Source organism: Streptomyces sp. NPDC044061 (genome assembly GCF_056434305.1).
On record NZ_JBWKFL010000048.1, the window covers coordinates 33,256 to 56,140 of the forward strand.

The window sequence follows — 22,885 nt, forward strand, 5'->3', positions numbered from 1 at the left end:
CCTGGATCCGGCGACCGTCAGGCCGTCCCGTCCCGCCGCGCCCTGCTCGGCTGGACCCGTTTCGGCTCGCCCGGCATCTTCGGGTACTCCGGGGGATAGGGCAGGTCACCGAGGCCGTGGTCGTGTTCGTCGCGACGGGCGAGTTCCAGGAGGGCCTCGAGGGAGTAGGCCTGCTCGTCCATGTCGGCATGGACGTCGCCGAGTTCGGCGAAGCGGGGCGGCATGGTGGCGAGGTCGAAGTCCCTGGGGTGGGCCACGCCTACCTCCTCCCACCGCAGGGGTGCGGAGACGGGGGCGTGCGCGCGGGGTCGTACGGAGTAGGCGGAGGCGATGGTGCGGTCGCGCGCGGTCTGGTTGTAGTCCAGGAAGATGCGCTCGCCGCGCTCCTCCTTCCACCACTTGATGGTGACCTGCTCGGGCATCCGGCGTTCCATCTCCCGGCCGACCGCGATCGCCGCGCGCCGCACCTGGGTGAAGGTCCAGCGCGGTTCGATGGGGACGAAGACGTGCAGGCCGCGGCCGCCGGAGGTCTTGGGCCAGCCGCGCAGGCCGCCGAACTCTTCGAGGACGGCGCGCAGTTCGTGGGCGGCGCGGACGGCGTCGTCGTAGTCGGTGCCGGGCTGCGGGTCGAGGTCGATGCGGAGTTCGTCGGGCTGGTCGACGAGGGCGCGGCGCACGGGCCAGGGGTGGAAGGTGAGCGTGCCGTACTGGGCGGCCCACACGACGGCGGCCTCCTCCGTGGGGCACATCTCGTCGGCGCTGCGGCCGCTGGGGAAGGTGATGTGGGCGGTGGGAATCCAGTCGGGCATGCCCTTGGGGGCGCGCTTCTGGTAGAACCACTCGCCGCCGACGCCGTCCGGGTAGCGTTCGAGGGTGGTGGGGCGGTCGCGCAGGGCGCGCAGGATGCCGGGGCCGACGGCGGCGTAGTACTGGGCGAGGTCCAGCTTGGTGAATCCGCGTTCCGGGAAGAAGACCTTGTCCGGGCTGGACAGCCGTACGGTCCGGCCGGCCACCTCCAGTTGCACCGCATCACCCATGCGGCCACGGTAGGCGCACCCCGCACAGCCCGCACACCGGGCGGCAGCCGGGGTATGCGCGCAGAATCGGACGCATGGATCTGCCGGTGATGCCGCCCGTGAAGCCGATGCTCGCCAAGTCGGTGGCGAAGATCCCGCCGGGCATGCACTACGAGGCGAAGTGGGACGGGTTCCGGGCGATCGTGTTCCGCGACGGGGACGAGGTCGAGCTGGGCAGCCGCACCGGCAAGCCGTTGACCCGTTACTTCCCGGAGCTGGTCGCGGCGCTGAAGGAGCGGGTGCCGACGCGGTGCGTGCTGGACGGTGAGATCGTGATCGCGCGTGCCGGGCGGCTGGACTTCGACGCACTGACCGAGCGGATCCATCCCGCCGACTCCCGGGTGCGGACCCTGGCCGAGCGGACCCCTGCCTCCTTCGTCGCGTTCGACCTGCTGGCGCTGGACGACCGCTCCCTGGTGGAGATGCCGCTGACGGACCGGCGGGCCCTGCTGGAGGGCGCGCTGTCCGGGGTGGGCGCGCCGGTTCATCTGGCGCCGGCGACGACCGATGTGGAAGTCGCGCACCAGTGGTTCGAGCAGTACGAGGGAGCCGGTCTGGACGGTGTCGTCGCCAAGCCGCTCACCCTGCGCTATCTGCAGGACGAGCGGGCCATGTTCAAGATCAAGCACGAGCGGACGGCGGACGTCGTGGTGGCGGGCTACCGGTTCCACAAGAGCGGTCCGGTGGTCGGCTCGCTGCTGCTCGGCCTGTACGACGACCGGGGCGCCCTGCAGCACGTGGGCGTGTCGGCGGCCTTCGCGATGAAGCGCCGCGCCGAGCTGGTCGAGGAGCTGGAGCCGCTGCGGATGGAGGATGTGAGCGGGCATCCGTGGGCGGCCTGGGGCGACGAGGCGGCGCACGAGACGGCCCGGCTGCCGGGGGCGCCGAGCCGTTGGTCGGGGAAGAAGGACCTGTCCTGGGTGCCGCTGCGGCCGGAGCGGGTGGCCGAGGTGGCCTACGACCACATGGAGAACGGCGCCCGCTTCCGGCACACGGCCCGCTTCCGCCGCTGGCGCCCGGACCGGACTCCGGACAGCTGCACCTACGCCCAGCTGGAGGAACCGGTGCGCTACGACCTCGGGGAGATCCTGGGCGCCAAGGAGGGCCAGGGCCGGAGCAGCTGAAGAACAGTCGGCGGGAACCTCAGTACCCGACGGGGCCGAGCCGGGCCCGGGCCCGGTCGCGGAACCACACCACCGTCCCCACCAGCACTGCCGCCCCGATCCCGTACAGGGGCAGCCACAGAGTCGTCGTGGCCGAAAGGCACTCGGCAACGGCCTTGCGGGCCTGGGTGTCCTGCGCGAAAGCCAGGGCGGCGGCGTCACTGCCGGCCAGGTCCCCCAGCGTGGCCTTCACCTGGAGGGCCTCGTACCTGCCCATCAGCAGGCACTCACTGCGCGTGCCCGGCATCGGGAACAGCCAGGCCCGGCGCTGCAGCAGGGGTGCGAGTGCGATCGCCACGCACAGGCCGACGACCAGCGCGTACGCGACCAGGCCGCGCATGTACGGCGAGCGCATGTCCGGGGTCCACCGCGCCCGTCGTTGGAAGGCGAGCATCACCGCGAGCAGCGTCACCCCGATGAACGTGGCGAACCACTGCCACGAACCCTCTGCGAGCGCGAACGTCAGCACCGCGGCGAGTCCGATGCCGATGACCCCGGGGGCGGGAGCGTCGTCGCCTGCTGCGACGGATGCCGGCCGCGGGGTCACTCGGGGGCTGGGATCAGTCACGGGCCTCTCCTGCGCGGGAGGCATCAGCATCCGCCGCGGGGCGCGGCGGCCCCGGGCACCATGCCGTAGGCCCCCCGGCGCCTCGCCCGGACGGCCCGCACCCGGTCGGCCGCGTGGGCCACCGGCCCACCGGACCCCGGTGCCGCACGGGGGCCTTGCTCGCGAGAACCTAGGGCCGCATCAGGACCTTGATCGCGCCGTCCTGCTTGTGCTGGAACATGTCGTACGCGTGCGGCGCCTCGGCGAGCGGGAGGCGGTGGGTGGCGAAGTCCTCGACGCCGAGGGGGTCCTCGTCCGTGAGGTAGGGGATGATCTCGTCGCTCCACCGGCGGACGTTCGCCTGGCCCATCCGCAGCTGGATCTGCTTGTCGAAGAGGGTGAGCATGGGCATCGGGTCGGCCATGCCGCCGTACACGCCGCTGAGCGAGATCGTGCCGCCGCGGCGGACCAGGTCGATGGCCATGTAGAGAGCGCCCATCCGGTCGATGCTGAAGCGTTCGGCGAGCGGGCCGCTGATCTTGCGGGGCATGAGCGCGGTGGCCTGCTGGGCGAGCTTGGCGGCGTGGCTGCCGTGCGCCTCGGTGCCGACGGCGTCGATCACGGCGTCCGGACCTCGCCCGCTGGTCTCGTCGTGGATCGCCCTGACCAGCTCCTTCTCGTCGTCGAAGGCCCTGAGGTCGTACGTCCGCACACCGCGCCGGTTCGCCCGGGCGAGCCGCTCGGGCACCAGGTCGACGCCGAACACCTGTTCGGCGCCCCGGGCCAGCGCGATGCGGCAGGCCATGTCGCCGATCGGTCCGAGGCCGAGGACGGCGAGGCTGCCGCCGGGCGGGACGGAGGCGTACTCGACGGCCTGCCAGGCGGTGGGGAGCACGTCGGAGAGGTAGACGAAGCGGTCGTCGGGCGGGCCCTCGGGCACCTTGATCGGACCGAACTGCGCCTGCGGGACGCGCAGGTACTCGGCCTGGGCGCCGGGCACGGCACCGTACAGGCGGGTGTAGCCGAACAGGGCGGCGCCCATGCCCTCGCCGGTGACCTGGGTGGTCTCGCACTGGGTGGGCAGTCCGGTCAGGCACATCCAGCAGTTTCCGCAGGCGATCTGGAACGGCACCACGACCCGGTCGCCCGCCGCGAGGTCCGGCACTCCGGGGCCGACTTCCTCGACGATGCCCATCGGTTCGTGGCCGAGGATGTCACCCGGGGTCATGAACGGCGTGAGTACCTCGTAGAGATGCAGGTCCGAACCGCACAGTCCGGTGGACGTGATGCGGATGACGGCGTCGGTGGGCTCCTCGATCCGCGGGTCGGGCATGTCCTCCACCCGCACATCGCGCCTGCCCTGCCAGGTGACTGCCTTCATGGGGTCGCGCTCCCTCGGTCATGTGCGCGCCGGTTCGCCCTGGCGCGTCCGGTTTGCGGTGGCGCCCGGGTACCCGCGCACACCCCCGGCGAACCCCGCCCCCCTCTGCCGCGCGTCCCACCGCGGTGGGGTCCGATCGGCCCACTGAACGCGCGCGACAGGAACCGACCGGGTATGGCCGACGAGGTATGGCCCGAGGTCACTGAATGAGCACACAATCGACATATACGAACGGGGTGACAACGGTGGGCATGGCACACAGAGCGCGCACGCGACGCGCGGCGCCGGCGGCGGCACTGGTCGCCGCCATGATGACGGTCTCCCTCATCGCGGGCTGCACCCGGCACGGCCCGCCCGACGACGCCCGCGCGCCGCACCGGACCCCCACACCGACGCCGACCAGTTCGGCCGCACCCGGCTCACCGCTCGCCGTGAAGATCGACAACGTGCCCGCGGCCCGTCCGCAGACGGGGCTCGACGCGGCGGACGTCGTCTACGCCGAGCAGGTCGAGGGCGGCCTGAGCCGTCTGATGGCGGTGTACGCCGGCAAGCTCCCGAAGTCGGTCGGGCCGGTGCGCAGCGCCCGTGAGTCCGACCTGGAACTGCTGCGCCAGTTCCAGGAGCCGACGCTGGCCTTCTCCGGAGCACAGAGCAAGCTGCTGCCGCTGATCCACCGGGCTCCCCTGCGGGCGGAGTCCCCCGACGAGGCCGCCGACGCCTACTACCGCGGAACCGACCGGTCCGCACCGCACAACCTCTATCTGCACCCCGCCCGGCTGCTGCCCTCCGCTCCCGGCAAGGGCGCGCTGACCACAGGTTTCCGCTACGGCCCGGCACCCTCCGGCGGCGACCCCGAGTCCTCGCGCACGGTGCGCTACCCCTCGGCGCGCTTCACCTTCACCTGGTCCGCACGGCAGGGCGGCTGGCTGGTCACGATGGACGGCACGCCCACGGTGACGACCGACGGCGAGCGGGTGACGGCGGCGACGGTCGTCGTGCAGTACGTGAAGATCCGCTCGTCCCGGTACCACGACAAGCTCGGCAACCACACGCCGTACACCGAGACGGTCGGCTCGGGAAAGGCCGAGGTGCTGCGGGACGGGCGGTCCTACGACGCCACCTGGTCCCGGCCGGCCGCTACGGGCGGTACGACGTTCACGGCAGTGGACGGCGGCCGGATGAACTTCGCCGACGGCCAGGTGTGGGTGGTGTTCGCCGCGGCGCCGTCCTGACCGGGACGCGGCTCGGTCTGCCTGATCCGGCCCGTTCAGCCCTGCTGGGCGGCCAGTGGCTCGGCAGGGTTGCGCAGGCCCTCGGCGCCGTCCGCGACCCGGCGGATCAGGTCGAAGAAGACGGTCTGCTCCTCGGTGGAGAGCGGGGCGAGGAAGACCTGGTTCATCCGGGCGGTGCGCACGGTCAGCTTGCGGTGGGTACGCGTCCCCTCGTCGGTGAGGCGAAGCAGGAAGCGGCGGCCGTCCTGCGGGTCGCGCACCTTGTCCAGCAGCCCGCGCCGGCCGAGCCGGCTGATGACCTCGGCGATGGTCGACCGGTCCAGGCCCACCCGCTCCCCCACGGTCCGCTGGTCGAGACCCGGCTCGGCGACGAGCGCGTTCAGGACGGCGAACTGAGGCGAGGTGATCTCCTCCGAGACCATGGTGTTCCACAGCAGGTAGTGCGCCTGCTGGAGCCGCCGGGCCAGGTGCCCGGGATGGGTGGCGAGGTCCACGGCGGCCATGTGCGCTCCCTTGATGAAATCGTTGGTGTACTGAACATTACCTGGGCCGCAGGCCGACTGTCTGCCTGCTGGGGCACGAGTAATCCGAGGTCTTGACGGTTTCGATGTCCAGTGGCAGCGTGAGGAACACCTCGCCCAAATACTCAGTGTGCTGATTAATTGCAGAGATGAGGCTTCACGAATGGACAAGGTGGTCGCCACGGCCGTCGAGGCGGTGGCCGATGTGCCGGACGGCGCGTCGCTCGCGGTCGGCGGCTTCGGGCTGAGCGGTGTGCCGAACGTACTGATCCAGGCGCTGTACGAGCGCGGGACGACCGGTCTGAGCGTGGTGTCGAACAACTGCGGTGCGATGGAGTCCGGGCTCGCGGTGCTGCTGGCATCCGGCCGCATCGCCCGGGTGACCGGCTCCTACATCGGCGCGAACAAGGAGTTCGCCCGCCAGTACCTGGCCGGCGAGCTGGAGGTGGAGCTGATCCCGCAGGGCACGCTGGCCGAGCGGCTGCGCGCGGGCGGCGCCGGGATCCCCGCGTTCTACACCCCGGCGGGCGTGGGCACTCAGGTCGCCGAGGGCGGGCTGCCGTGGCGCTACGACGGCTCGGGCGGGGTCGCGCTGGCCTCTCCGCCGAAGGAGGTGCGGGAGTTCGACGGCACCGAGTACGTCCTGGAGCGGGGCATCCGCACCGACTTCGCGCTGGTCCGCGCCGCCAGGGGCGACCGGCACGGCAACCTCGTCTTCAACAAGTCCTCCCGGAACTTCAACCCCCTGGCCGCCATGGCCGGGCGGATCACGATCGCCGAGGTGGAGGAGCTCGTCGAGCCCGGCGAGCTGGACCCGGACGCGGTGCACCTGCCCGGCGTCTTCGTGCAGTGCGTGGTGGCGCTGACCCCGGAGCAGGCGGCGGACAAGAAGATCGAGCAGCGGACGGTGAGGTCCTGATGGCCCGGACACGCGAGGAGATGGCCGCCCGCGCGGCCCGCGAACTGAGGGACGGGCAGTACGTCAACCTCGGCATCGGCCTGCCGACGCTGATCCCGAACCATCTGCCGCCGGGCGTCGAGGTGGTCCTGGAGTCGGAGAACGGCATCCTGGGCACCGGCCCCTACCCCCTCGACGACGAGGTCGACCCGGACCTCATCAACGCCGGCAAGGAGACCGTGACGGTCCTGCCGGGCGCTTCCTTCTTCGACTCGGCGCTGTCCTTCGCGATGATCCGGGGCGGCCACATCGACGTCGCCGTACTCGGCGCGATGCAGGTGTCCGCGGGCGGCGACCTCGCCAACTGGGCCGTGCCGGGCAAGCTGGTCACCGGGATCGGCGGCGCGATGGACCTGGTGCACGGCGCCCGTACGGTCGTCGTCGTCATGACGCACACCGCCAAGGACGGCTCGCCGAAGATCCTGAAGCAGTGCACGCTGCCGCTCACGGGCAAGGCGTGTGTGAACCGGATCATCACGGATCTGGCGGTGCTGGACGTCGCGGACGAGGGGCTCGTCCTGGTGGAGACCGCGCCGGGCGTGACCGTCGAGGACGTCGTCGCCGGGACCGACGCCGAACTGACCATCGGGGAGAACGTGCTGTGAACCCTGTGTACCTCGTCGACGCCGTACGCACCCCGATCGGCCGCTACAACGGCGGACTGTCCGCCGTGCGCCCCGACGACCTCGCCGCCCACGCGATCCGTGAACTCCTCGCCCGCACCCCCGGGCTGGACCCGGCACGGGTCGCGGACGTCTACTTCGGCAACGCCAACGGTGCCGGTGAGGAGAACCGCAACGTCGCCCGCATGGCCGCGCTGCTCGCGGGCCTGCCGACCTCGGTACCGGGCGTGACCGTCAACCGGCTGTGCGCCTCCGGCCTCGAGGCGGTGATCCAGGCGGCCCGCGCCATCGCGGTGGGCGACGCGTCCATCGCCGTGGCCGGCGGTGTGGAGTCGATGACCCGGGCGCCGTACGTCCTGCCGAAGTCGGACCGGCCCTTCCCCGCCGCCCACACCGAGCTGTACTCGACGACGCTGGGCTGGCGCATGGTCAACCCGCGGATGGACCCGCAGTGGACCATCCCGCTCGGGGAGAGTGCGGAACTGATCGCCGACAAGCACAAGATCGGCCGCGAGCAGCAGGACGAGTTCGCGCTCGCCTCGCACCGCAAGGCGGCCGCCGCACAGGAACAGGGCCTGTTCGACGCCGAGCTGGCGCCCGTACCGGTGCCTCGGCGCAAGGGTGACCCGGTCGACTTCGCCGCCGACGAGTGTGTACGGCCCGACGCCTCCCTCGAAGCGATGGCGAAGCTCAAGCCCTCGTTCCGGCGTGACGGCGGGACGGTCACCGCGGGCAACGCCTCCCCGCTCAACGACGGCGCCGCGGCCGTGCTCCTCACCGACGAGGAGGGCCTGCGGGCCATCGGCCGTGAACCCCTCGCCCGGATCAGCGCGACCGGCGTGTCCGCGATCGATCCGCAGTACTTCGGGCTCGCTCCCGTCGAGGCCGTCAACCGCGCACTGGCCAAGGCGGGCAAGGACTTCGCCGATCTGTCGGTGCTGGAGCTGAACGAGGCGTTCGCCGCGCAGGTGCTCGGCTGTCTGGCCGAATGGCCCGAGTTCGACCCGGCGGTCCTCAACCCCCAGGGCGGCGCGATCGCGCTCGGCCACCCGCTCGGCGCCTCCGGCGCGCGGCTCGCCGGAACCGTCGCCCACCAGCTCGCCCGCCGTGGCTCCGGCACCGGCGTGGCCACCCTCTGCATCGGCGTGGGCCAGGGCCTCGCCTTGGTCCTCGAACGATAAGGAAGCGGCAGGTACACCCCATGACTCTCACGCAGCAGGACATCGACCAGGAGATCGCGGCCGAGCACGCGGCGTACGAGAAGCGGCTCGCCGACGGCGCTCCCGTCGAGCACCACCCGCGCCGCGACTACGCGCCGTACCGCTCCTCGGTGCTCCGCCACCCGAAGCAGCCCCTGGTCGCCATCGACACCGCCAAGGACCCCGAACTGGTGGAACTGCACTCCCCCGCCTTCGGGGAGCGCGACATCACCGAGATCGACAACGACCTCACCCGGCAGCACACCGGCGAGCCGGTCGGCGAGCGGATCACCGTGTCCGGACGGCTGCTGGACGGGTCCGGGCGCCCGGTCCGCGGCCAGCTGGTCGAGATCTGGCAGGCCAACTCGGCCGGCCGCTACGCCCACCAGCGCGAGCAGCACGACGCCCCGCTGGACCCGAACTTCACCGGCGTGGGCCGCACCCTCACGGACGCCGAGGGCCGCTACCGGTTCACCACCATCCAGCCGGGCCCCTACCCGTGGCGCAACCACGTCAACGCCTGGCGGCCGGCCCACATCCACTTCTCGGTCTTCGGTTCGGCGTTCACCCAGCGGCTGGTGACGCAGATGTACTTCCCGAACGACCCGCTCTTCCCGTACGACCCGATCCTGCAGTCCGTGACGGACGACGCGGCCCGGCAGCGGCTGGTCGCCACCTACGACCACGGCCTGTCGGTGCCGGAGTTCTCCCTCGGCTACCACTGGGACATCGTGCTGGACGGCCCGGCCGCCACCTGGATCGAGGAAGGACGCTGACGCAGGCCATGACGAAGATCGACACGAGCAGCCCGGAGAACGTGCTGCCCACCCCCTCCCACACGGTCGGCCCCTTCTACGGGTACGCGCTGCCGTTCCGCGGCGGCGAGGAGATCGCGCCCCTGGGACACCCCGACACGATCACCGTGCACGGGTACGTCCTGGACGGCGAGGGCAGGCCGCTGCCGGACGCCCTCGTCGAGGTGTGGGGGCCGCGCCCCGACGGCACCGTCCCGCAGGTGGACGGATCCATCCGGCGAGACCCGGCGACCGGCGGCTGTCTGGGCCGCAACGGCGTGGAGTTCACCGGCTGGGGCCGCATCCAGACGGACACGAACGGCCACTGGTACGCGCGGACGCTGCGGCCCGGCGCACGCGGGAACAGCGCGCCCTACCTGAGCGTCTGCGTCTTCGCGCGCGGCCTGCTGGTGCATCTGTTCACCCGGATCTACCTGCCGGGCGACGCCGCAGCGCTCGCCGCCGATCCGCTGCTCGCCCAGGTGGGCGACCGGCGCGACACGCTGATCGCCGGGGACGAGGGCGCCGGCACCTACCGTTTCGACATCCGCCTTCAGGGCGAAGGCGAGACGGTCTTCCTGGAGTTCCAGTGACATCTGCGTCCCCTCCGTACGCCGACACCGGCCTGCTCGCTCCCGAGTGGGCACAGACAGGTGCCGCCTCCGCGACCGGCGACCACGCGTACCTGCGGGCGCTGCTGGACGCCGAGGCCGCGCTGACGAGGGCGCAGGCCGTGCTGGGCCTCGCCCCGGCCGAGGCGGCGGCGGCGGTGACCGAGGCGGCCGTACCGGCGAACTTCGGCATCCGCTCCCTCGCTGCGCGTACCGCGGCCGGCGGCAACCCCGTCATCCCGCTGGTCGCCGACCTCACCGAGGCGGTCGGTGCGGAGTACGGCCCCTACGTCCACCGGGGTGCGACCAGCCAGGACATCATGGACACGGCGACAATGCTGGTCGCCGTACACACCCTGGAGCCGGTCCTCGCCGACCTCGACCGGACCGAGCGGGCGCTGGCCGGGCTCGCCGCCGGGCACCGCGACACGGCGATGCCCGGGCGGACGCTCACCCAGCACGCCGTGCCGACCACGTTCGGCCTGAAGGCGGCCGGCTGGCGATCCCTGGTCCTGGACGCCCGCGACCGCGTGGCCCGGGTGCGGGACTCGCTCCCCGCCCAACTCGGCGGTGCGGCCGGGACCCTGGCGGCCTTCCGGGCGTACGGCGCCGAGGACGCGCAGGCGCTGACGCGGGCGTACGCCCGCGAGGTCGGGCTCGCCGCACCGGCGTTGCCGTGGCACACGCTCCGCACGCCGATCGCGGACCTGGCCGGGTGCCTGGCCTTCACGGCCGGCGCGCTGGGCAAGCTCGCCGTGGACGTACTGACGCTGTCACGCACCGAGTTCGGCGAGGTGAGCGAGGGCAGCGGCGGCGGCTCGTCGGCCATGCCGCACAAGGCGAACCCGGTCCGGTCCACGCTGCTCGCGGCCGCCGCCCGGCGCGCCCCGCAGCTGGCGGCCACCCTGTACGGCTCACTCGTCGCCGAGGACGAGCGGCCGGCCGGTGCCTGGCACGCCGAGTGGGAGCCGCTGCGCGACCTGCTCCGGCTGGTGGGCGGTGCGGCCGCCCACGCGGCCGAGCTGGCCGAGGGCCTGCGGGTGCACCCCGCCGCGATGCGCCGCGACCTCGACCTCACCCGGGGTCTGATCGTCTCCGAGCGGCTGTCGGCCGAACTGGCGCCCCTGCTCGGCCGGGCCCGGGCGAAGGAGCTGCTGACCCGGCTGGCCCGCCGCGCCCACGCCGAGGATCGCACGCTGCATGAACTCCTGGCCGAGGAACCGGTGTTGAAGGAAATCGACCTGGACGACCTGACCGACCCCGCCCACTACACCGGCTTCGCCGGTTCCCTCACCGACCGTGCCCTGGAGCGACGTTGACCGTGAAACTCCTCAACCACCTGGAAGAAGGCCCGGCCTCTGCTTCTCCGCTGCTGCTCGGCCCGTCGCTCGGCACCTCGTACGCCCTGTGGGACGGGGTCGCGCCCGAGCTGTCGATCACCCACCGGGTGGTGCGCTGGGACCTGCCGGGACACGGCGGATCGGCGGCCGACCTGATCGGACCCGGCGCCACCGTCGGCGACCTCGCCGCGCGGGTGCTGGCGCTCGCCGACGCGCTCGGCATCGACCGGTTCGCCTACGCGGGCGTGTCCCTGGGCGGCGCGGTCGGCCTGCACCTGGCCGTGCACCACCCCGAACGGCTCACCTCCCTGGCCGTCATCTGCTCCTCCGCCCATTTCGGCGGCGCCGCCGCCTGGCGGGAACGAGCCGAACGGGTGCGCCGGGAGGGCATGGAGTGGTTGCTGGAGACTGCCGACGCGCGCTGGTTCACGCCCGGCTTCACCGTGCCGCGGCTGCTCCGGGACCACCGGGAGGCCGACCCGGAGGCGTACGCCGCCTGCTGCGACGCGCTGGCCTCCTTCGACCTGCGCGACCGGCTCGCCGACATCGCCGTACCGACCCTGCTGGTGGCGGGACGGCAGGATCCCGCGACGCCGCCCGCGCATCTGCGGGAGATCGCGGACGCGGTGCCCGGGGCCGCGCTGGTGGAGCTGCCCGGCGCCTCCCACCTGGCGCCCGCGCAGTGCCCGCAGGCCGTCCTGACCGCCCTGAAGACCCAGCTGAACGGGGCCCCGGCCAGCGGGATGGCGGTGCGCCGGGAGGTGCTGGGCGAGGCGCACGTCGACCGGGCGCAGGCCCGGCAGACCCCGTTCACCGCGCGGTTCCAGGACTTCATCTCCCGCTACGCCTGGGGCGAGATCTGGACCGACCCCACCCTCTCGCGCCGCGAGCGCAGCATGATCACCCTGACCGCGCTGGTCGCGCACGGCCACTACGAGGAGCTGGCCATGCACCTCCGGGCGGCGCGGCGCAACGGGCTGACCCCGGAGGAGATCGGGGCGGTGCTGCTGCAGACCGCCGTGTACTGCGGGGTGCCCGCGGCCAACTCGGCGTTCGCGACGGCCCAGCGAGTGCTCGCCGAGGAGGAGCAGGGTCGCTCCGGCCGAGGGTGACCCTGCTGGTCGTAGCTTCGGCAGTACCTCCTCCGGCCGGCGGGCCGTGCCTAGGGTGGGAGCATGTCCACTGTTCTGATCACCGGCGCCACCTCAGGTCTGGGCCGGTACCTCGCCTTCGAACTGGTCCGGGACGGCCATTTCGTCCTCGCTCACGGTCGCGACCGGACGCGCACCGCACAGCTCGTCGAGGAGTTGCGCGCCGAGGGCCGGGCGGAGGGGTTCGTCGCCGACCTGGCCTCGCTCGCCGAGGTGCGTGAGCTGGGCGTCCGGGTCACCGAGGCGCGTCCCGAGCTGGACGTGCTGATCAACAACGCGGGCGTCGGCAGCGGTTCGCCCGGCTCCGGGCGCGAGCTGAGCGCCGACGGACACGAGCTGCGGCTCGCGGTGAACTATCTGGCACCCGTGGTGCTGACCCGCGCTCTGCTGCCGGTCCTGCGCGCCAACCCGCCCGCCCGGATCGTGAACGTCGGCTCGGCCGGCCAGGAGCCGCTGGACTTCGCCGATCCGGAACTCACCCGCGCCTACAGCGGCGTCTCGGCGTACTGCCGCAGCAAGTTCGCCCTCGCCGCGCACACGTTCACCCTGGTGGAGGAGCTGGCGGGCACGGACGTCGTGGTGAACGTGCTGCACCCCGCCACCTATATGGACACGGCGATGGTCCGCGAGGGCGGGATCACCCCGTGGAACTCGGTCGCCGACGGTGCGCCCGGTGTGCTGGCGCTGGCCACGCGGGAGACGGGCTCGGGTGGCTACTTCGACGGGACCCGGCCGGCGCGGGCGCACCGGGCGGCGTACGACGCCGAGGTGCGCGAGCGGCTGGAGACCGTCACCGGTCAGCTGCTCGCCGTGTGAGGCGTACGGAGTGCGGCCGTCCGCCGTCACGGTCGGCGGAAGACGGCGTGCGGTAGCCCCGCGGCCGCACACCGTCGTGCGCCGACCGTGCTCCTACCGCAGCCCCCGGCCCGTCTCCAGGATCTCCCGTGCCTGCGCCGCCAGCCCGTCCGCGCCGCACGAACGGGCCAGCGCCAGGCCGCGGTTGAGTTCGGCGACCGAGCGGGTCGCGATGCCGTACTCGACCCGGGCCGCCGCGTGCTCGTACTGGCAGGGCGAGGCTTCCAGACAGGCGACGGCCTGGGCGGCCAGGCCGACCGCGCGCTGCCCGGTCTCCAGGGCGGCGGCGCATCGCAGGGCCTCGCCGATCGCGGTGTCCGTGCCGAACCGCTCGGCCCGCCCGCGGGCGTCCGCCGCGAGCTGGGCCGCGCGGGCGGGCTCCTGGGTGGCGAGGGCCTTGGCGAGGTCGATGGACCAGGGTGCGAGGACGGGGTTGTGGCCACCGCGGGAGGCGGCGGTCTTCTCCGCGGCCTCCAGTTCGTTGACGCCCTCCTCGGTGCGGCCCACCGCGAGCAGCAGCCGGCCGCGTACGGAGCGGATGTCGGGCAGCACGATCGTGGACGGGTAGGGCGGGGCGAAGCCGTACTGCTCGGCTGTCGCCCAGGCCTCGCCGACCTGCCCGCGGGCCAGCAGGGTGTCGACGAGTCCGCAGGTCGCCGACCAGTACAGCGGCAGGCCGCGGCCGACCCGCTCCGCCAGGACCAGCGCCTCGCGCAGGGTGGACTCGGCGTCCTTCAGCCGGCCCTGCCTGCGGTAGGCGAGGCCGAGGAAGGCGTTGGCCAGGGAGAGGTGGCCGCCGCGCCAGCCGGCACTGGTGTAGGTGCGCAGCGCCTCGGCGAAGAGGCTCTCGGCGCGGTCCAGCCGGTCGGCGTAGGTGTACGCGCTGCCGAGCATCATCAGCAGTTCGATGCCCCACTCGTCGGTCCAGCCGAGACCGGGCGCGAGACGGCCGTTGACGAGGGCGCGGTCGCACATCTGGAGGACCTCCTCGGCGCTCTCGCCGTGGGTCATCGCGTCGAAGCCGCGCAGGATCAGCAGGGCGCGTTCGGAGTTGTCCCGGCCGGTGCAGGTGGCTGCCAGTTCGGCCAGGCGCTGGGAGCGTTCCTGGGAGCCGGTCTCCCCGTGGATGCCCTCCCACATGAACTGCACGGCCTGCAGCCGCAGTCGGACCGGACCCGCCTCGTGCCGGGCGGCCTCGGCCTCGACCGTGCGGACGGCCTCCTCCAGCTGGTCGTTGTGGAGCAGCGCCTGAGAGAGCCGGACCACGGCGTCGACCCGCTGGTCGCCGTCGAGGCCGGGCATGCCGAGCGCGCTCTGCAGGTGCTCCACGGTGACGGCGGGTGCGGTGAGCAGGGTGGCCTGGCCGAGTTCGTAGAGCACCTGGGCGTGGACCTCGGCCCGGGGCGGCTCCGCGAGGGCGCGTTCCAGGCAGCGGCGGGCCGCGTCGGGCGCGCCGACGGCGAGGTGTTCACGGGCCGCGTCGCGCAGCTGCTCGACGAGTTCCTCGTCGTCGTCCGGGTGCACCTTCAGCAGGTGCCGGGAGGCCTCGGCGGCGCCGCGCCCGGTCTCGGTCACGATCTGCGCGGCGATGCCGTGCATGGCGGTACACACGCCGGGCGGGATGGAGTTGTAGACGGCGGAGGCGATCAGCGGGTGGACGAACTCCAGCTCGTCCGGAATCTCGGTGGCGGCCGCCGGGTCGGGTTCGGTGAGGATGCGGGCGCCGCGCAGCAGGTCGGCGCAGCGCTCGGCGATGTCGGTGGGCATCCCGGCGAGCTGTGCGACCAGGTCGACGGAGATGCCGGTGCCGAGGATGGCGGCCGCCCAGGCGAACCGGGTGGCCTCGATGCCGAGTCCCTTCAGGCGGTCGACGAGGCCGCCGCCGCGCGCGGCGCGGTTCAGGGCGCGCAGTTCGCCGGCCCGGGCCTCGACCGGCTGGAGTTCGCTGTCCTGCACCTTGGCGAGGAGTTCGACGGTCTCGTACGGGTTGCCGCCGGTGACGGCCCAGACCTCGCGGCAGAAGGGGTCGTCGGCCTGCCGGCCGACGGTGGCGCGGGTGAGTCCGGCGGCGGCGTCCGGGGTGAGGGCGCTGAGGTTGCTGACGGGGCGGCCTGCGGCGTCCGCGACCGCGTCCAGGTGACGGGCGCTGTCGCCGCTCACCTCACCGGGGCGGCGGGCGACCACGACCAGCACGGGGAGGTCGTCGAGGCGTTCGGCGAACGCGGCGAGCCAGCGCAGGGTCTCCTGGTCGGCCCAGTGCGCGTCGTCGACGAGCAGCACCAGCGGCCATTCGCGGCGGGCGAGCCGGCGCACGGCCGCGACGAGTCCGTCGCAGACGTACTGCGGGTCCACGCTGCCCTCTCCGGGGTCCACTATGCCGAGGGCGGGTCCCGCGATGTCGTACCAGTCGCCGAGGTACTCCCGGGCCTCCTCCGGCAGCAGGGCGACCAGGGCGGGCTGCAGCAGCTGCCGTACGACGTTGAACGGCACGGACTTCAGGGTCTCGCCACCGCGTGCCCACCACACGGCGCAGCCCCGGCGCTCGGCGATGCGGCGCGTCTCGGCCAGCAGCGCGGTCTTGCCGAGTCCGGCCTCGCCCCGGAAGACCAGCAGGTTCCCCGCGGAGGACCGATCGGCGCACAGGACGTCGAGCGCCCGGGTGACCGTGGCTATCTCCGCGTCCCGCTCCCACAGGGGAGCCGAGCCGGCCGCCGACGGCCGTCCCTCCGTCATCCCGTTACCTCCCCAGGTCGCCCGAATGACGTACAGACCACGAGCCTAGCCGTCCGGTGGGATGTGTGGTGGCTGGTCGGTGCACGTGTTGCCCCGCCGCGTGAAAGAGGATGCGGCTGGACGACGCGCACCCCGCCCGACCAGCCGGTGAGCAGCGGACGGACCGTCAACAGGGCTGGGAATGAAGCTGATTTTCGAGTACGAGGAAGGTCACGGCGAGCGCGGGACCCGCGACGGTGCCGCGGCCCGCGCTCCGGCGGTGCGGGCGGTGGCGGCGGGGTCGGTGGGCAACCTCGTCGAGTGGTACGAGTTCGGCGTCTACGGCTATCTCGCCACCGTCCTGGCCGACCGGTTCTTCACCCCGGCGGGCGGGAGCGCGGCCGAGGGTCTGGTGCGGACTTACGCCTCCTTCGCGCTGGCGTTCTTCTTCCGGCCCCTCGGGGCGGCCCTGTTCGGCGCGCTGGGCGACCGGATCGGCCGGCGGCCGGTGCTGATCGGGGTGATCGCGCTGATGACGGCCGCGACGACGCTGATCGGCGCGCTGCCGACATACGCCTCGGCGGGTGCCGTGGCGCCCTGGCTGCTCACCTTTCTGAGGGCCCTTCAGGGACTGTCGGCGGGCGGCGAGTTCGGCGGTTCGGTGACGCTGCTGACGGAGTTCGCCCCGCCGGGCCGGCGTGGTCTGTACGGCGCGTGGCAGTCGTTCACGGTCGCGCTGGGCCTGCTGGGCGGGGCGGGGGTTGCGGCGACGACGGCCACGGTGCTCACCGGGGCGCAACTGGCCGACTGGGGATGGCGGTTGCCTTTCCTGCTGGCTCTGCCGCTGGGGCTGGTGGCGCTGTGGCTGCGGACGGGGCTGGAGGAGACACCGGAGTTCCGGGGAGGGCGTCCCGTCCGACCGGCCGGCGCCGGGGCGGTCGCGGCGGCGGTACTGTCGGCCGCCGGGCGGGTCATGGGGTGGTCGGCGGCCGGATACACGTTCCTCGTCGTCCTCCCGTCGTATCTGCAGACCGCGCTGCACGCCGACGTCCGGCAGGCGCTGCTCGCCACCGTGCCGGCCAACGTGGGATTCGCCGCGTCGATCCTCCCGGCGGGCCTGCTCAGCGACCGGATCGGACGGCGGCCGGTGATGCTGACGGGGGCACTGCTGGTCGTAGGACTGGCGGTGCCTGTGCTCAACCTCCTCCAGAACGAGGGGACTTCGGCCGTGGCCAGGGGCGTGGCCACGTTCGCCGCGGGCGCGGTGGTGGGCCTCATGGCCGGCCCCGGGCCCGCGCTGCTCGCCGAGATGTTCCCGGCGCGGGTGCGCTGGACGGGACTCGGGCTGGCCTACTCCCTGTCGAACGCGGTGTTCTCCGGATGCGCCGGGCTGATCATCACGGAGGCGGTGCGGCGCACCGGGGACATGGACGTGCCCGCCTATTACGCGGCGTCCGCGTGCGCGGTCAGCGCGCTCGTGCTGCTGGGAACTCCACACAGAAGGCGGTACGGCCGATGCGGGTGATCGGGCTGATGTCAGGGACGTCGCACGACGCGGTGGACGCGGCGGCCGCCGAACTGCGCCTGGACGGCAGGACGCTGGTGCTGAAGCCACTGGGCATGGTGAGCACACCGTACGACGACGGGCTGCGCGCGGCCCTCGCGGCGGCGCTGCCGCCGGCCCGTGTCCCGCTCGCCGAGGTGTGCCGGCTCGACACCCGGATCGGGCAGGCGTTCGCCGCCGCGGCGCTGCGGGCCGACCGGGAACTCTTCGCGGGCCGCGGAGAGTTGGTGGCCTCGCACGGCCAGACCGTCTACCACTGGGCCGACGGCGGCCGGGTGCACGGAACGCTCCAGCTGGGGCAGCCCGCGTGGATCGCCGAGGAGACCGGGCTGCCGGTGGTCGCCGACTTCCGCGCCCGGGACGTCGCGGCCGGCGGCCAGGGCGCGCCTCTGGTGAGCCTGGTGGACCTGCTGTGGCTGCGGGGCAGGCCGGGTACACCGGTCGCGCTGAACATCGGCGGCATCGCCAACCTGACCGCGCCGGACGGGACCGCCTTCGACACCGGGCCGGGCTGCGCGCTGCTCGACGCGGCGGCCCGCGAGTACAGCGGCGGGCGCCTGGCCTTCGACGCCGACGGGGCGCTGGCCGCCCGGGGCCGGCCGCACCGGCCGCTGCTCGACCGGCTGCTCGCGGAGCCGTACTACGCGCTTCGGCCGCCCAAGACGACCGGCAAGGAACTGTTCCACCCCGGGTACCTGGGGGCGGCCGGGCCGGACGGCCTGTCCGCCGAGGACGTGCTGGCGACGCTGACCCTGCTGACGGCCCGGACGGTCGCCGACGCGGTACGGTCCGTCGGCGCGACGGAGTTGATCGCCTCCGGCGGGGGCACCCGCAACCCGGTCCTCATGTCCCTGCTCCGGCGGCTGCTTTCGAAGACGGCGGTGCGCACCTCGGACGAACTGGGCCTGCCCGCCGCCGCGAAGGAGGCGTACGCCTTCGCCGTCCTCGGCTTCCTCACCGCCCACGGCCTCCCCGGCACCGACCCGCGCAGCACGGGCGCCCGGCATCCGAGCGTCCTGGGCTCGGTGACACCGGGACGCGCCGGCTCGCCCCCGCTGCGAGGGGCGGGGGGCGGTCCGACGCGACTGGTGGTGGAGACATGAGACGCCGGCCGGACGCGCGCCGGCCGGCCGGAACAGGCACCCGCCGCAGGGCACCGTACAGAAATCCGGGGTGAAATGTTCCGTTCCGTCGATTTGGGGCCGGATCTTCTCATCCGACTTTCACCGATGCCTCTTACGGTGGGGGCATGACGCAGGTGACTCCTCCCGGGTGGTACCCCGACCCCGGGCAGACGAATGACGGTCCGCCCACCGAGCGCTGGTGGGACGGCAAGGCCTGGACGGACCAGACCCGCCCCGCCGGGACGGCCGCCACGTGGGGTCCCCCGCCACAGCAGCCCGTCGGCGGCGCGCAACCGGTTCCGCCGGGGTACGCGGCGTATCCGGGTCAGCCGGGTCATTCGGGTTATTCGGGTTATTCGGGTTACCCGGGCTATCCCGCCCAGCCGCCGACCGCGCCCCGGCGTGGGCTGCGCACTGGCATAGCCGTCGCGGCGGCGGTCGCGGTGCTGACCTGCATCGGGGTCGGCGTGTACGCCCTCTCCAGCGGCGGGAGCGGTGAGGGCGACCGCGCCGGCTCTCAGCAGGCGCCCGGCGGACAGAGCGGCGGCCAGAACGGCGGACAGGGCGGCCCCGGCGGTGGCTCGGGCGGTTCCGAGTCGCCGTCCCCTGGGCAGTCCGCGGCGCCCAAGGTCAAGGGCGGCGGCACGGTGCCGGATCCGGTGAACGGGATCAGCCTGCCGGTGCCGGACGGCTGGACCGGGCAGACGATCAGTGTCGGCGCGCAGGTGACGTCGGACGACTCCTACAAGTGCCCCGGCAACAGCGCCCAGACCTGCACCCCGGGTGGCGCCTACACCGCGCCCGCCGCCTCGCTCGGCGCGAAGGGCGACACGGCCGAGGCGGTCGCCAAGGCCGACATCGCGGCCAACGCCAAGGACTCGTACGGCGGTACCACCTACGGCAGCATCACCTCGCACGAGGTGCTGGCCGCCAAGGCGGTGACGGTGGCCGGGCAGAAGGGCTATCTGGTGCGCTGGAAGGCGGTCACCAGCAAGGGCGCCGACGGCTATGTCGAGTCCGTCGCCTTCCCCTCGCCCAACGACGCGGGGCAGATGGTCGTGGTGCGCTTCGGCGTGGACGTCGGCCAGAAGGTGTCCGTCATCGACGAGATCCTCAAGGGCATCAAGGTCTCGTCGGGCGGCGGGAACGGCCAGAACGTCTGAGACGGAAAGCGGCCGGGTGGGGCGCCCCTCCGCTCAAGAGGAGCCCCACCCGGCCGGGGGGTGCGCGCCGCCCCCGTCCCCACGGTGCGGCGCGGACAGGTCGCCGTTCAGTCATCCCGTGAACGGCGGCCTGAGTCTTCAGGTCAGTCCGAGTGCCGGCAGCACGGTGGCCTCCACGAAGCGGACGAGATAGTCGCCGTCGGCGTACTGGCCGCTCAGCACCGGGCGCACCCGCAGGACGCCGAACATCATCGCGGGGATGTACTCCAGCGCGGGGTGGTCGGCGGGCACCTCGCCCCGCTCCACGCCCCGCCCCAGCATCTCCTGCAGCGCGGCGATCTCGGGCAGCACGAGCGCCTCGCGCAGCGCCTGCGCCAGTTCCTGGTCGGCAGTGACCGCGTGGCCGAGCGCCTGCATGAGCCGCGCGTCCTTGTTGGACCAGTCGCCCGCGACCCGTGCGGCCTCCCGCAGGTCCTCGGCGAGTGAGCCGGTGTCGATGCCGGCGAAGCGCACCTTGCGGCTGGCGCGCAGTGCCGCCGCGACGAACTGGGGCTTGGTCTTCCACTGCCGGTAGAGCGTGGACTTGCTGCAGCGGGTGCTGGCGGCGACACCCTCCATGGTCACCGAGTCGTATCCGCATTCGCGGATCTGCTCCAGCACGGCGTCGAAGAACTCCCGCTCACGCTCGGGCGTGAGTTTGGAGCGGCGCGAGGCGGCGACCGTCTCCGGTCCGTCCGCGGCCTGCGACGTCATGCGTTGCCTCTCCTCTCGTCTACGGCCCGCTACAGCTTCGCTCAAGGACGAGTGCGGACCCTGTCTCCAGTGTGTCGCACATCAATCGATACGCCAGTGTACCGGTACTTGAGCGTATCGGTACACTCCCGTATCGGTACACTCCCGTATCGGTACACTGGCGTATCGGTACGGAGACGTACCGATGAATGCGCGGGCTCCGGCCCGGGCTCGCACGCACCACCACACGCACGACCGTCAGCGAAGGGGCCGGGGGATGAATGCCCGAACCGAGCCTGCAGAAGCGGAGCCGGACGCGATAGCGACAGCGCGCCCGCCGCTCCTCCGTGAGTTCCTGCTCGTCGCGGGGCTCTTCCTCGTCTACAAGCTCGGGCGGCAGCTGGCCGTCGGCCACACCGGGGACGCCTTCCACAACGCCCACCGCGTGTGGGACCTCGAACGGGCCGTGCACCTACCCCACGAGACCGCCGTGCAGTCCGCACTGCTGCACGGCGACACCCTCGTTCACCTGGCGAACACCTACTACGCGACCGTCCACTTCCCGGCCACCCTCGCTTTTCTGGTCTGGCTGTACCTCAGGCGCCCCGCGCACTACGTGTGGGCCCGCCGGGTCCTGGCCGCGGTGACCACCGCCGCCCTGGTGCTGCCGTTCACGTTCCCGCTGGCCCCGCCGCGGATGCTGACCGGCACCGGCCTGATCGACACCGCACGGGTCTACGGCCCCTCCGTCTACGGTCCGCCCTCCAGCGACCACCTCTCCAACCAGTTCGCGGCGATGCCCTCGCTGCACTTCGGCTGGGCCCTGATGGTGGCGATCGGCCTGATCGCGGCCACCCGCTCACGGTGGCGCCCGCTGTGGCTGCTGCACCCGCTGATCACCCTGCTGGTGATCGTGGGCACGGCGAACCACTACTGGCTCGACGCGGTCGTGGCGACCGCCATGCTCGGCGCCGCCCTCGCCCTCGTCCCGCCGCCGGGACGGACGTCGAGCACGGCGGGACGGGGCACCGAGCGGCTCGCCGCGAAGGAGACCGTCCTGGTGGGAGCGGCCCGATGAGCATCGCAGCCCTGATCGCCGTAGGCCTGTCCCTGGTCTCGGCCGTCGCCTACGCCACGGCCGCCGTCGCCCAGGAACGCCTCGCCTCCCGCGGCTCCGGCGCGAGCCTCGTACGGCTGCTGGGCACCGGCGCCTGGTGGTCGGCGGTCGGCCTGAACGCGGCCGCCGCGCTGCTGCACGTCGTCGCCCTCAAGTACGGCCCGCTGACGGTCGTGCAGCCGCTGGGCGCGCTCACCCTCGTCGCGGCCGTGCCGCTCGGGGCGCGGGCGGCGGGCCGGCGGGTCAGCGCGGCGGAGTGGCGGGGAACGGCCCTCACGCTGCTCGGACTCGCCGCGCTGCTGGTGACCGCGTCCGGCCCGGCGCCCCACCGGGTGCTCAGCCTGACCGAGGCGCTGGCGGTCGCCGGTGCGACCGCCGCCCTGATCGGCATGCTGTCCCGGCCCGGCGCCCGGCCGGGCCTGAGGCACGCGACCGCCTCGGGCTTCGCCTCGGGTGTCGCCTCCGCGCTCACCCAGACGGTGACGGTGGCGGCCACGGACCCCGGGAGGCCGGGGGTGAGCGCCGAGGTGGTCGTGGTCGCCGTCCTCGTCGCCGGGTTCGCCACCGGTGGGCTGCTGCTGTCGCAGACCGCCTACCGCGGCGGTCTCGGCGCTCCGCTGGCCGTGGTCACCCTGGCCAACCCGGTGGCCGCCGCGGTCATCGGGCTCACGCTGCTCGGGCAGGGCCTGCAGGGTGGTGCCGGCGGCGTGCTGCTGGCGCTCGCCGGGGCGGGTCTGGCCGCCCGGGGCGTGTTCCTGCTGACCCGGGGCACGGCGCGGCCGGCGCACGACGCCGGCCAGGACGACGCCCACCCCGTGGCCGCGGTGCTGGCCCTGGAGCCGGGCACGGCCACGGCCGAACCGGCGCTGGTGCCACGGCGACCGGAGCAGCCCGGGCATCTGACCGCGCTCTGAGCGGACATGCGGCGGGGGGGGGGGGGGGGGGGGGGGGGGGGGGGGGGGGGGGGGGGGGGGGGGGGGGGGGGGGGGGGGGGGGGGGGGGGGGGGGGGGGGGGGTGGGGG

General features: G+C 73.3%; 21 protein-coding genes. 15 read left to right on the top strand and 6 right to left on the bottom strand.

The genetic code is table 11. From position 1 onward, the window contains the following. Positions 1-17: 17 nt before the first annotated feature. Positions 18-1,037: a non-homologous end-joining DNA ligase gene (ligD, locus tag AC07CM_RS42325; RefSeq protein ID WP_478881871.1), complete on the bottom strand. Its 1,020-nt coding sequence runs from the start codon at positions 1,035-1,037 to the stop codon at positions 18-20. Positions 1,038-1,111: 74 nt separating this feature from the next. Here ligD and AC07CM_RS42330 point away from each other — a divergent pair, with 74 nt between their 5' ends. Next, positions 1,112-2,200: an ATP-dependent DNA ligase gene (locus tag AC07CM_RS42330; RefSeq protein WP_478881872.1), complete on the top strand. Its 1,089-nt coding sequence runs from the start codon at positions 1,112-1,114 to the stop codon at positions 2,198-2,200. A 19-nt stretch (positions 2,201-2,219) separates the two neighbouring features. On the opposite strand, the gene AC07CM_RS42335 is transcribed toward AC07CM_RS42330, so the two are convergent. Both AC07CM_RS42335 and AC07CM_RS42340 read right to left on the bottom strand, forming a co-directional pair. Continuing rightward, entirely contained in the window at positions 2,220-2,807 is a 588-nt protein-coding gene (locus tag AC07CM_RS42335) for a hypothetical protein (protein ID WP_478881873.1), read from the bottom strand. A gap of 169 nt (positions 2,808-2,976) precedes the next feature. Continuing rightward, positions 2,977-4,167, bottom strand: coding sequence for a zinc-dependent alcohol dehydrogenase (locus AC07CM_RS42340; protein WP_478881874.1), 1,191 nt, complete (start codon positions 4,165-4,167; stop codon positions 2,977-2,979). Positions 4,168-4,418: 251 nt separating this feature from the next. Between AC07CM_RS42340 and AC07CM_RS42345 the strand changes: the two genes are divergently transcribed. Beyond that, positions 4,419-5,399 carry a DUF3048 domain-containing protein gene (locus AC07CM_RS42345; protein ID WP_478881875.1) on the top strand — a complete coding sequence of 327 codons (981 nt, stop codon included), beginning with the start codon at positions 4,419-4,421 and terminating at the stop codon, positions 5,397-5,399. A 35-nt stretch (positions 5,400-5,434) separates the two neighbouring features. Here AC07CM_RS42345 and AC07CM_RS42350 read toward each other — a convergent pair whose 3' ends face one another. Then, positions 5,435-5,902: a MarR family winged helix-turn-helix transcriptional regulator gene (locus AC07CM_RS42350; RefSeq protein ID WP_478881876.1), complete on the bottom strand. Its 468-nt coding sequence runs from the start codon at positions 5,900-5,902 to the stop codon at positions 5,435-5,437. A gap of 181 nt (positions 5,903-6,083) precedes the next feature. Here AC07CM_RS42350 and AC07CM_RS42355 point away from each other — a divergent pair, with 181 nt between their 5' ends. The 8 genes from AC07CM_RS42355 to AC07CM_RS42390 all read left to right on the top strand — a co-directional run bounded on the left by AC07CM_RS42355 (position 6,084) and on the right by AC07CM_RS42390 (position 13,412). Further along, positions 6,084-6,839 carry a CoA transferase subunit A gene (locus AC07CM_RS42355; RefSeq protein ID WP_478881877.1) on the top strand — a complete coding sequence of 252 codons (756 nt, stop codon included), beginning with the start codon at positions 6,084-6,086 and terminating at the stop codon, positions 6,837-6,839. After that, complete coding sequence (locus AC07CM_RS42360; protein WP_478881878.1) at positions 6,839-7,483, top strand: CoA transferase subunit B; 645 nt, start codon at positions 6,839-6,841, stop codon at positions 7,481-7,483. Before AC07CM_RS42355 ends, AC07CM_RS42360 begins: the two co-directional genes overlap by 1 nt. Beyond that, the gene (locus tag AC07CM_RS42365; RefSeq protein WP_478881879.1) at positions 7,480-8,682 is read left to right on the top strand and encodes a thiolase family protein; all 1,203 of its coding nucleotides are present in this window, start codon (positions 7,480-7,482) and stop codon (positions 8,680-8,682) included. Before AC07CM_RS42360 ends, AC07CM_RS42365 begins: the two co-directional genes overlap by 4 nt. 20 nt (positions 8,683-8,702) lie before the next feature. Next, on the top strand, positions 8,703-9,476 hold the full coding sequence (pcaH, locus tag AC07CM_RS42370; RefSeq protein WP_478881880.1) for a protocatechuate 3,4-dioxygenase subunit beta: 774 nt from the start codon (positions 8,703-8,705) through the stop codon (positions 9,474-9,476). 8 nt (positions 9,477-9,484) lie between these two features. Continuing rightward, positions 9,485-10,087, top strand: coding sequence for a protocatechuate 3,4-dioxygenase subunit alpha (gene pcaG, locus AC07CM_RS42375; RefSeq protein ID WP_478881881.1), 603 nt, complete (start codon positions 9,485-9,487; stop codon positions 10,085-10,087). Further along, on the top strand, positions 10,084-11,424 hold the full coding sequence (gene pcaB, locus AC07CM_RS42380) for a 3-carboxy-cis,cis-muconate cycloisomerase (RefSeq protein ID WP_478881882.1): 1,341 nt from the start codon (positions 10,084-10,086) through the stop codon (positions 11,422-11,424). Before pcaG ends, pcaB begins: the two co-directional genes overlap by 4 nt. Continuing rightward, positions 11,421-12,557 (top strand): bifunctional 3-oxoadipate enol-lactonase/4-carboxymuconolactone decarboxylase PcaDC, encoded by a 1,137-nt coding sequence (pcaDC, locus tag AC07CM_RS42385; protein WP_478881883.1) that lies wholly within the window; start codon positions 11,421-11,423, stop codon positions 12,555-12,557. Before pcaB ends, pcaDC begins: the two co-directional genes overlap by 4 nt. A 63-nt stretch (positions 12,558-12,620) precedes the next feature. Then, positions 12,621-13,412, top strand: a complete 792-nt coding sequence (locus tag AC07CM_RS42390) for an SDR family NAD(P)-dependent oxidoreductase (RefSeq protein ID WP_478881884.1) — start codon at positions 12,621-12,623, stop codon at positions 13,410-13,412. A gap of 93 nt (positions 13,413-13,505) precedes the next feature. On the opposite strand, the gene AC07CM_RS42395 is transcribed toward AC07CM_RS42390, so the two are convergent. Beyond that, positions 13,506-16,184 (bottom strand): ATP-binding protein, encoded by a 2,679-nt coding sequence (locus AC07CM_RS42395; protein WP_478881885.1) that lies wholly within the window; start codon positions 16,182-16,184, stop codon positions 13,506-13,508. Positions 16,185-16,365: 181 nt separating this feature from the next. Here AC07CM_RS42395 and AC07CM_RS42400 point away from each other — a divergent pair, with 181 nt between their 5' ends. From AC07CM_RS42400 to AC07CM_RS42410, 3 genes are all read left to right on the top strand, one after another. Beyond that, positions 16,366-17,688, top strand: a complete 1,323-nt coding sequence (locus AC07CM_RS42400) for an MFS transporter (RefSeq protein ID WP_478881886.1) — start codon at positions 16,366-16,368, stop codon at positions 17,686-17,688. Further along, a complete protein-coding gene (locus tag AC07CM_RS42405; protein WP_478881887.1) occupies positions 17,679-18,830 on the top strand; it encodes an anhydro-N-acetylmuramic acid kinase in 1,152 nt (383 codons plus the stop codon). Before AC07CM_RS42400 ends, AC07CM_RS42405 begins: the two co-directional genes overlap by 10 nt. 146 nt (positions 18,831-18,976) lie before the next feature. Next, positions 18,977-20,014, top strand: coding sequence for a DUF2510 domain-containing protein (locus tag AC07CM_RS42410; RefSeq protein ID WP_478881888.1), 1,038 nt, complete (start codon positions 18,977-18,979; stop codon positions 20,012-20,014). 138 nt (positions 20,015-20,152) lie between these two features. Here AC07CM_RS42410 and AC07CM_RS42415 read toward each other — a convergent pair whose 3' ends face one another. Beyond that, positions 20,153-20,767: a TetR/AcrR family transcriptional regulator gene (locus tag AC07CM_RS42415; RefSeq protein ID WP_478881889.1), complete on the bottom strand. Its 615-nt coding sequence runs from the start codon at positions 20,765-20,767 to the stop codon at positions 20,153-20,155. Between the two features lie 256 nt (positions 20,768-21,023). On the opposite strand from AC07CM_RS42415, the gene AC07CM_RS42420 reads away from it, so the two are divergent. Together AC07CM_RS42420 and AC07CM_RS42425 are read left to right on the top strand one after the other, a co-directional pair. Then, positions 21,024-21,824, top strand: coding sequence for a phosphatase PAP2 family protein (locus AC07CM_RS42420; RefSeq protein ID WP_478881890.1), 801 nt, complete (start codon positions 21,024-21,026; stop codon positions 21,822-21,824). Further along, positions 21,821-22,777 carry a hypothetical protein gene (locus tag AC07CM_RS42425; protein ID WP_478881891.1) on the top strand — a complete coding sequence of 319 codons (957 nt, stop codon included), beginning with the start codon at positions 21,821-21,823 and terminating at the stop codon, positions 22,775-22,777. The genes AC07CM_RS42420 and AC07CM_RS42425 overlap by 4 nt, the downstream gene beginning before the upstream one ends. Positions 22,778-22,885 lie beyond the last annotated feature (108 nt).

What these genes read in the sequence shown, in the direction of transcription:
- AC07CM_RS42390 (WP_478881884.1), top strand. Translation starts at nt 12,621, where the DNA reads ATGTCCACTGTTCTGATCACCGGCGCCACCTCAGGTCTGGGCCGGTAC.
- AC07CM_RS42405 (WP_478881887.1), top strand. Translation starts at nt 17,679, where the DNA reads ATGCGGGTGATCGGGCTGATGTCAGGGACGTCGCACGACGCGGTGGAC.
- AC07CM_RS42420 (WP_478881890.1), top strand. Translation starts at nt 21,024, where the DNA reads ATGAATGCCCGAACCGAGCCTGCAGAAGCGGAGCCGGACGCGATAGCG.
- AC07CM_RS42425 (WP_478881891.1), top strand. Translation starts at nt 21,821, where the DNA reads ATGAGCATCGCAGCCCTGATCGCCGTAGGCCTGTCCCTGGTCTCGGCC.
- ligD (WP_478881871.1), bottom strand. Translation starts at nt 1,037, where the DNA reads ATGGGTGATGCGGTGCAACTGGAGGTGGCCGGCCGGACCGTACGGCTG.
- AC07CM_RS42360 (WP_478881878.1), top strand. Translation starts at nt 6,839, where the DNA reads ATGGCCCGGACACGCGAGGAGATGGCCGCCCGCGCGGCCCGCGAACTG.
- AC07CM_RS42395 (WP_478881885.1), bottom strand. Translation starts at nt 16,184, where the DNA reads ATGACGGAGGGACGGCCGTCGGCGGCCGGCTCGGCTCCCCTGTGGGAG.
- AC07CM_RS42330 (WP_478881872.1), top strand. Translation starts at nt 1,112, where the DNA reads ATGGATCTGCCGGTGATGCCGCCCGTGAAGCCGATGCTCGCCAAGTCG.
- AC07CM_RS42355 (WP_478881877.1), top strand. Translation starts at nt 6,084, where the DNA reads ATGGACAAGGTGGTCGCCACGGCCGTCGAGGCGGTGGCCGATGTGCCG.
- pcaG (WP_478881881.1), top strand. Translation starts at nt 9,485, where the DNA reads ATGACGAAGATCGACACGAGCAGCCCGGAGAACGTGCTGCCCACCCCC.
- AC07CM_RS42345 (WP_478881875.1), top strand. Translation starts at nt 4,419, where the DNA reads ATGGCACACAGAGCGCGCACGCGACGCGCGGCGCCGGCGGCGGCACTG.
- AC07CM_RS42415 (WP_478881889.1), bottom strand. Translation starts at nt 20,767, where the DNA reads ATGACGTCGCAGGCCGCGGACGGACCGGAGACGGTCGCCGCCTCGCGC.
- pcaH (WP_478881880.1), top strand. Translation starts at nt 8,703, where the DNA reads ATGACTCTCACGCAGCAGGACATCGACCAGGAGATCGCGGCCGAGCAC.
- AC07CM_RS42410 (WP_478881888.1), top strand. Translation starts at nt 18,977, where the DNA reads ATGACGCAGGTGACTCCTCCCGGGTGGTACCCCGACCCCGGGCAGACG.
- AC07CM_RS42350 (WP_478881876.1), bottom strand. Translation starts at nt 5,902, where the DNA reads ATGGCCGCCGTGGACCTCGCCACCCATCCCGGGCACCTGGCCCGGCGG.
- AC07CM_RS42400 (WP_478881886.1), top strand. Translation starts at nt 16,366, where the DNA reads ATGAAGCTGATTTTCGAGTACGAGGAAGGTCACGGCGAGCGCGGGACC.
- AC07CM_RS42340 (WP_478881874.1), bottom strand. Translation starts at nt 4,167, where the DNA reads ATGAAGGCAGTCACCTGGCAGGGCAGGCGCGATGTGCGGGTGGAGGAC.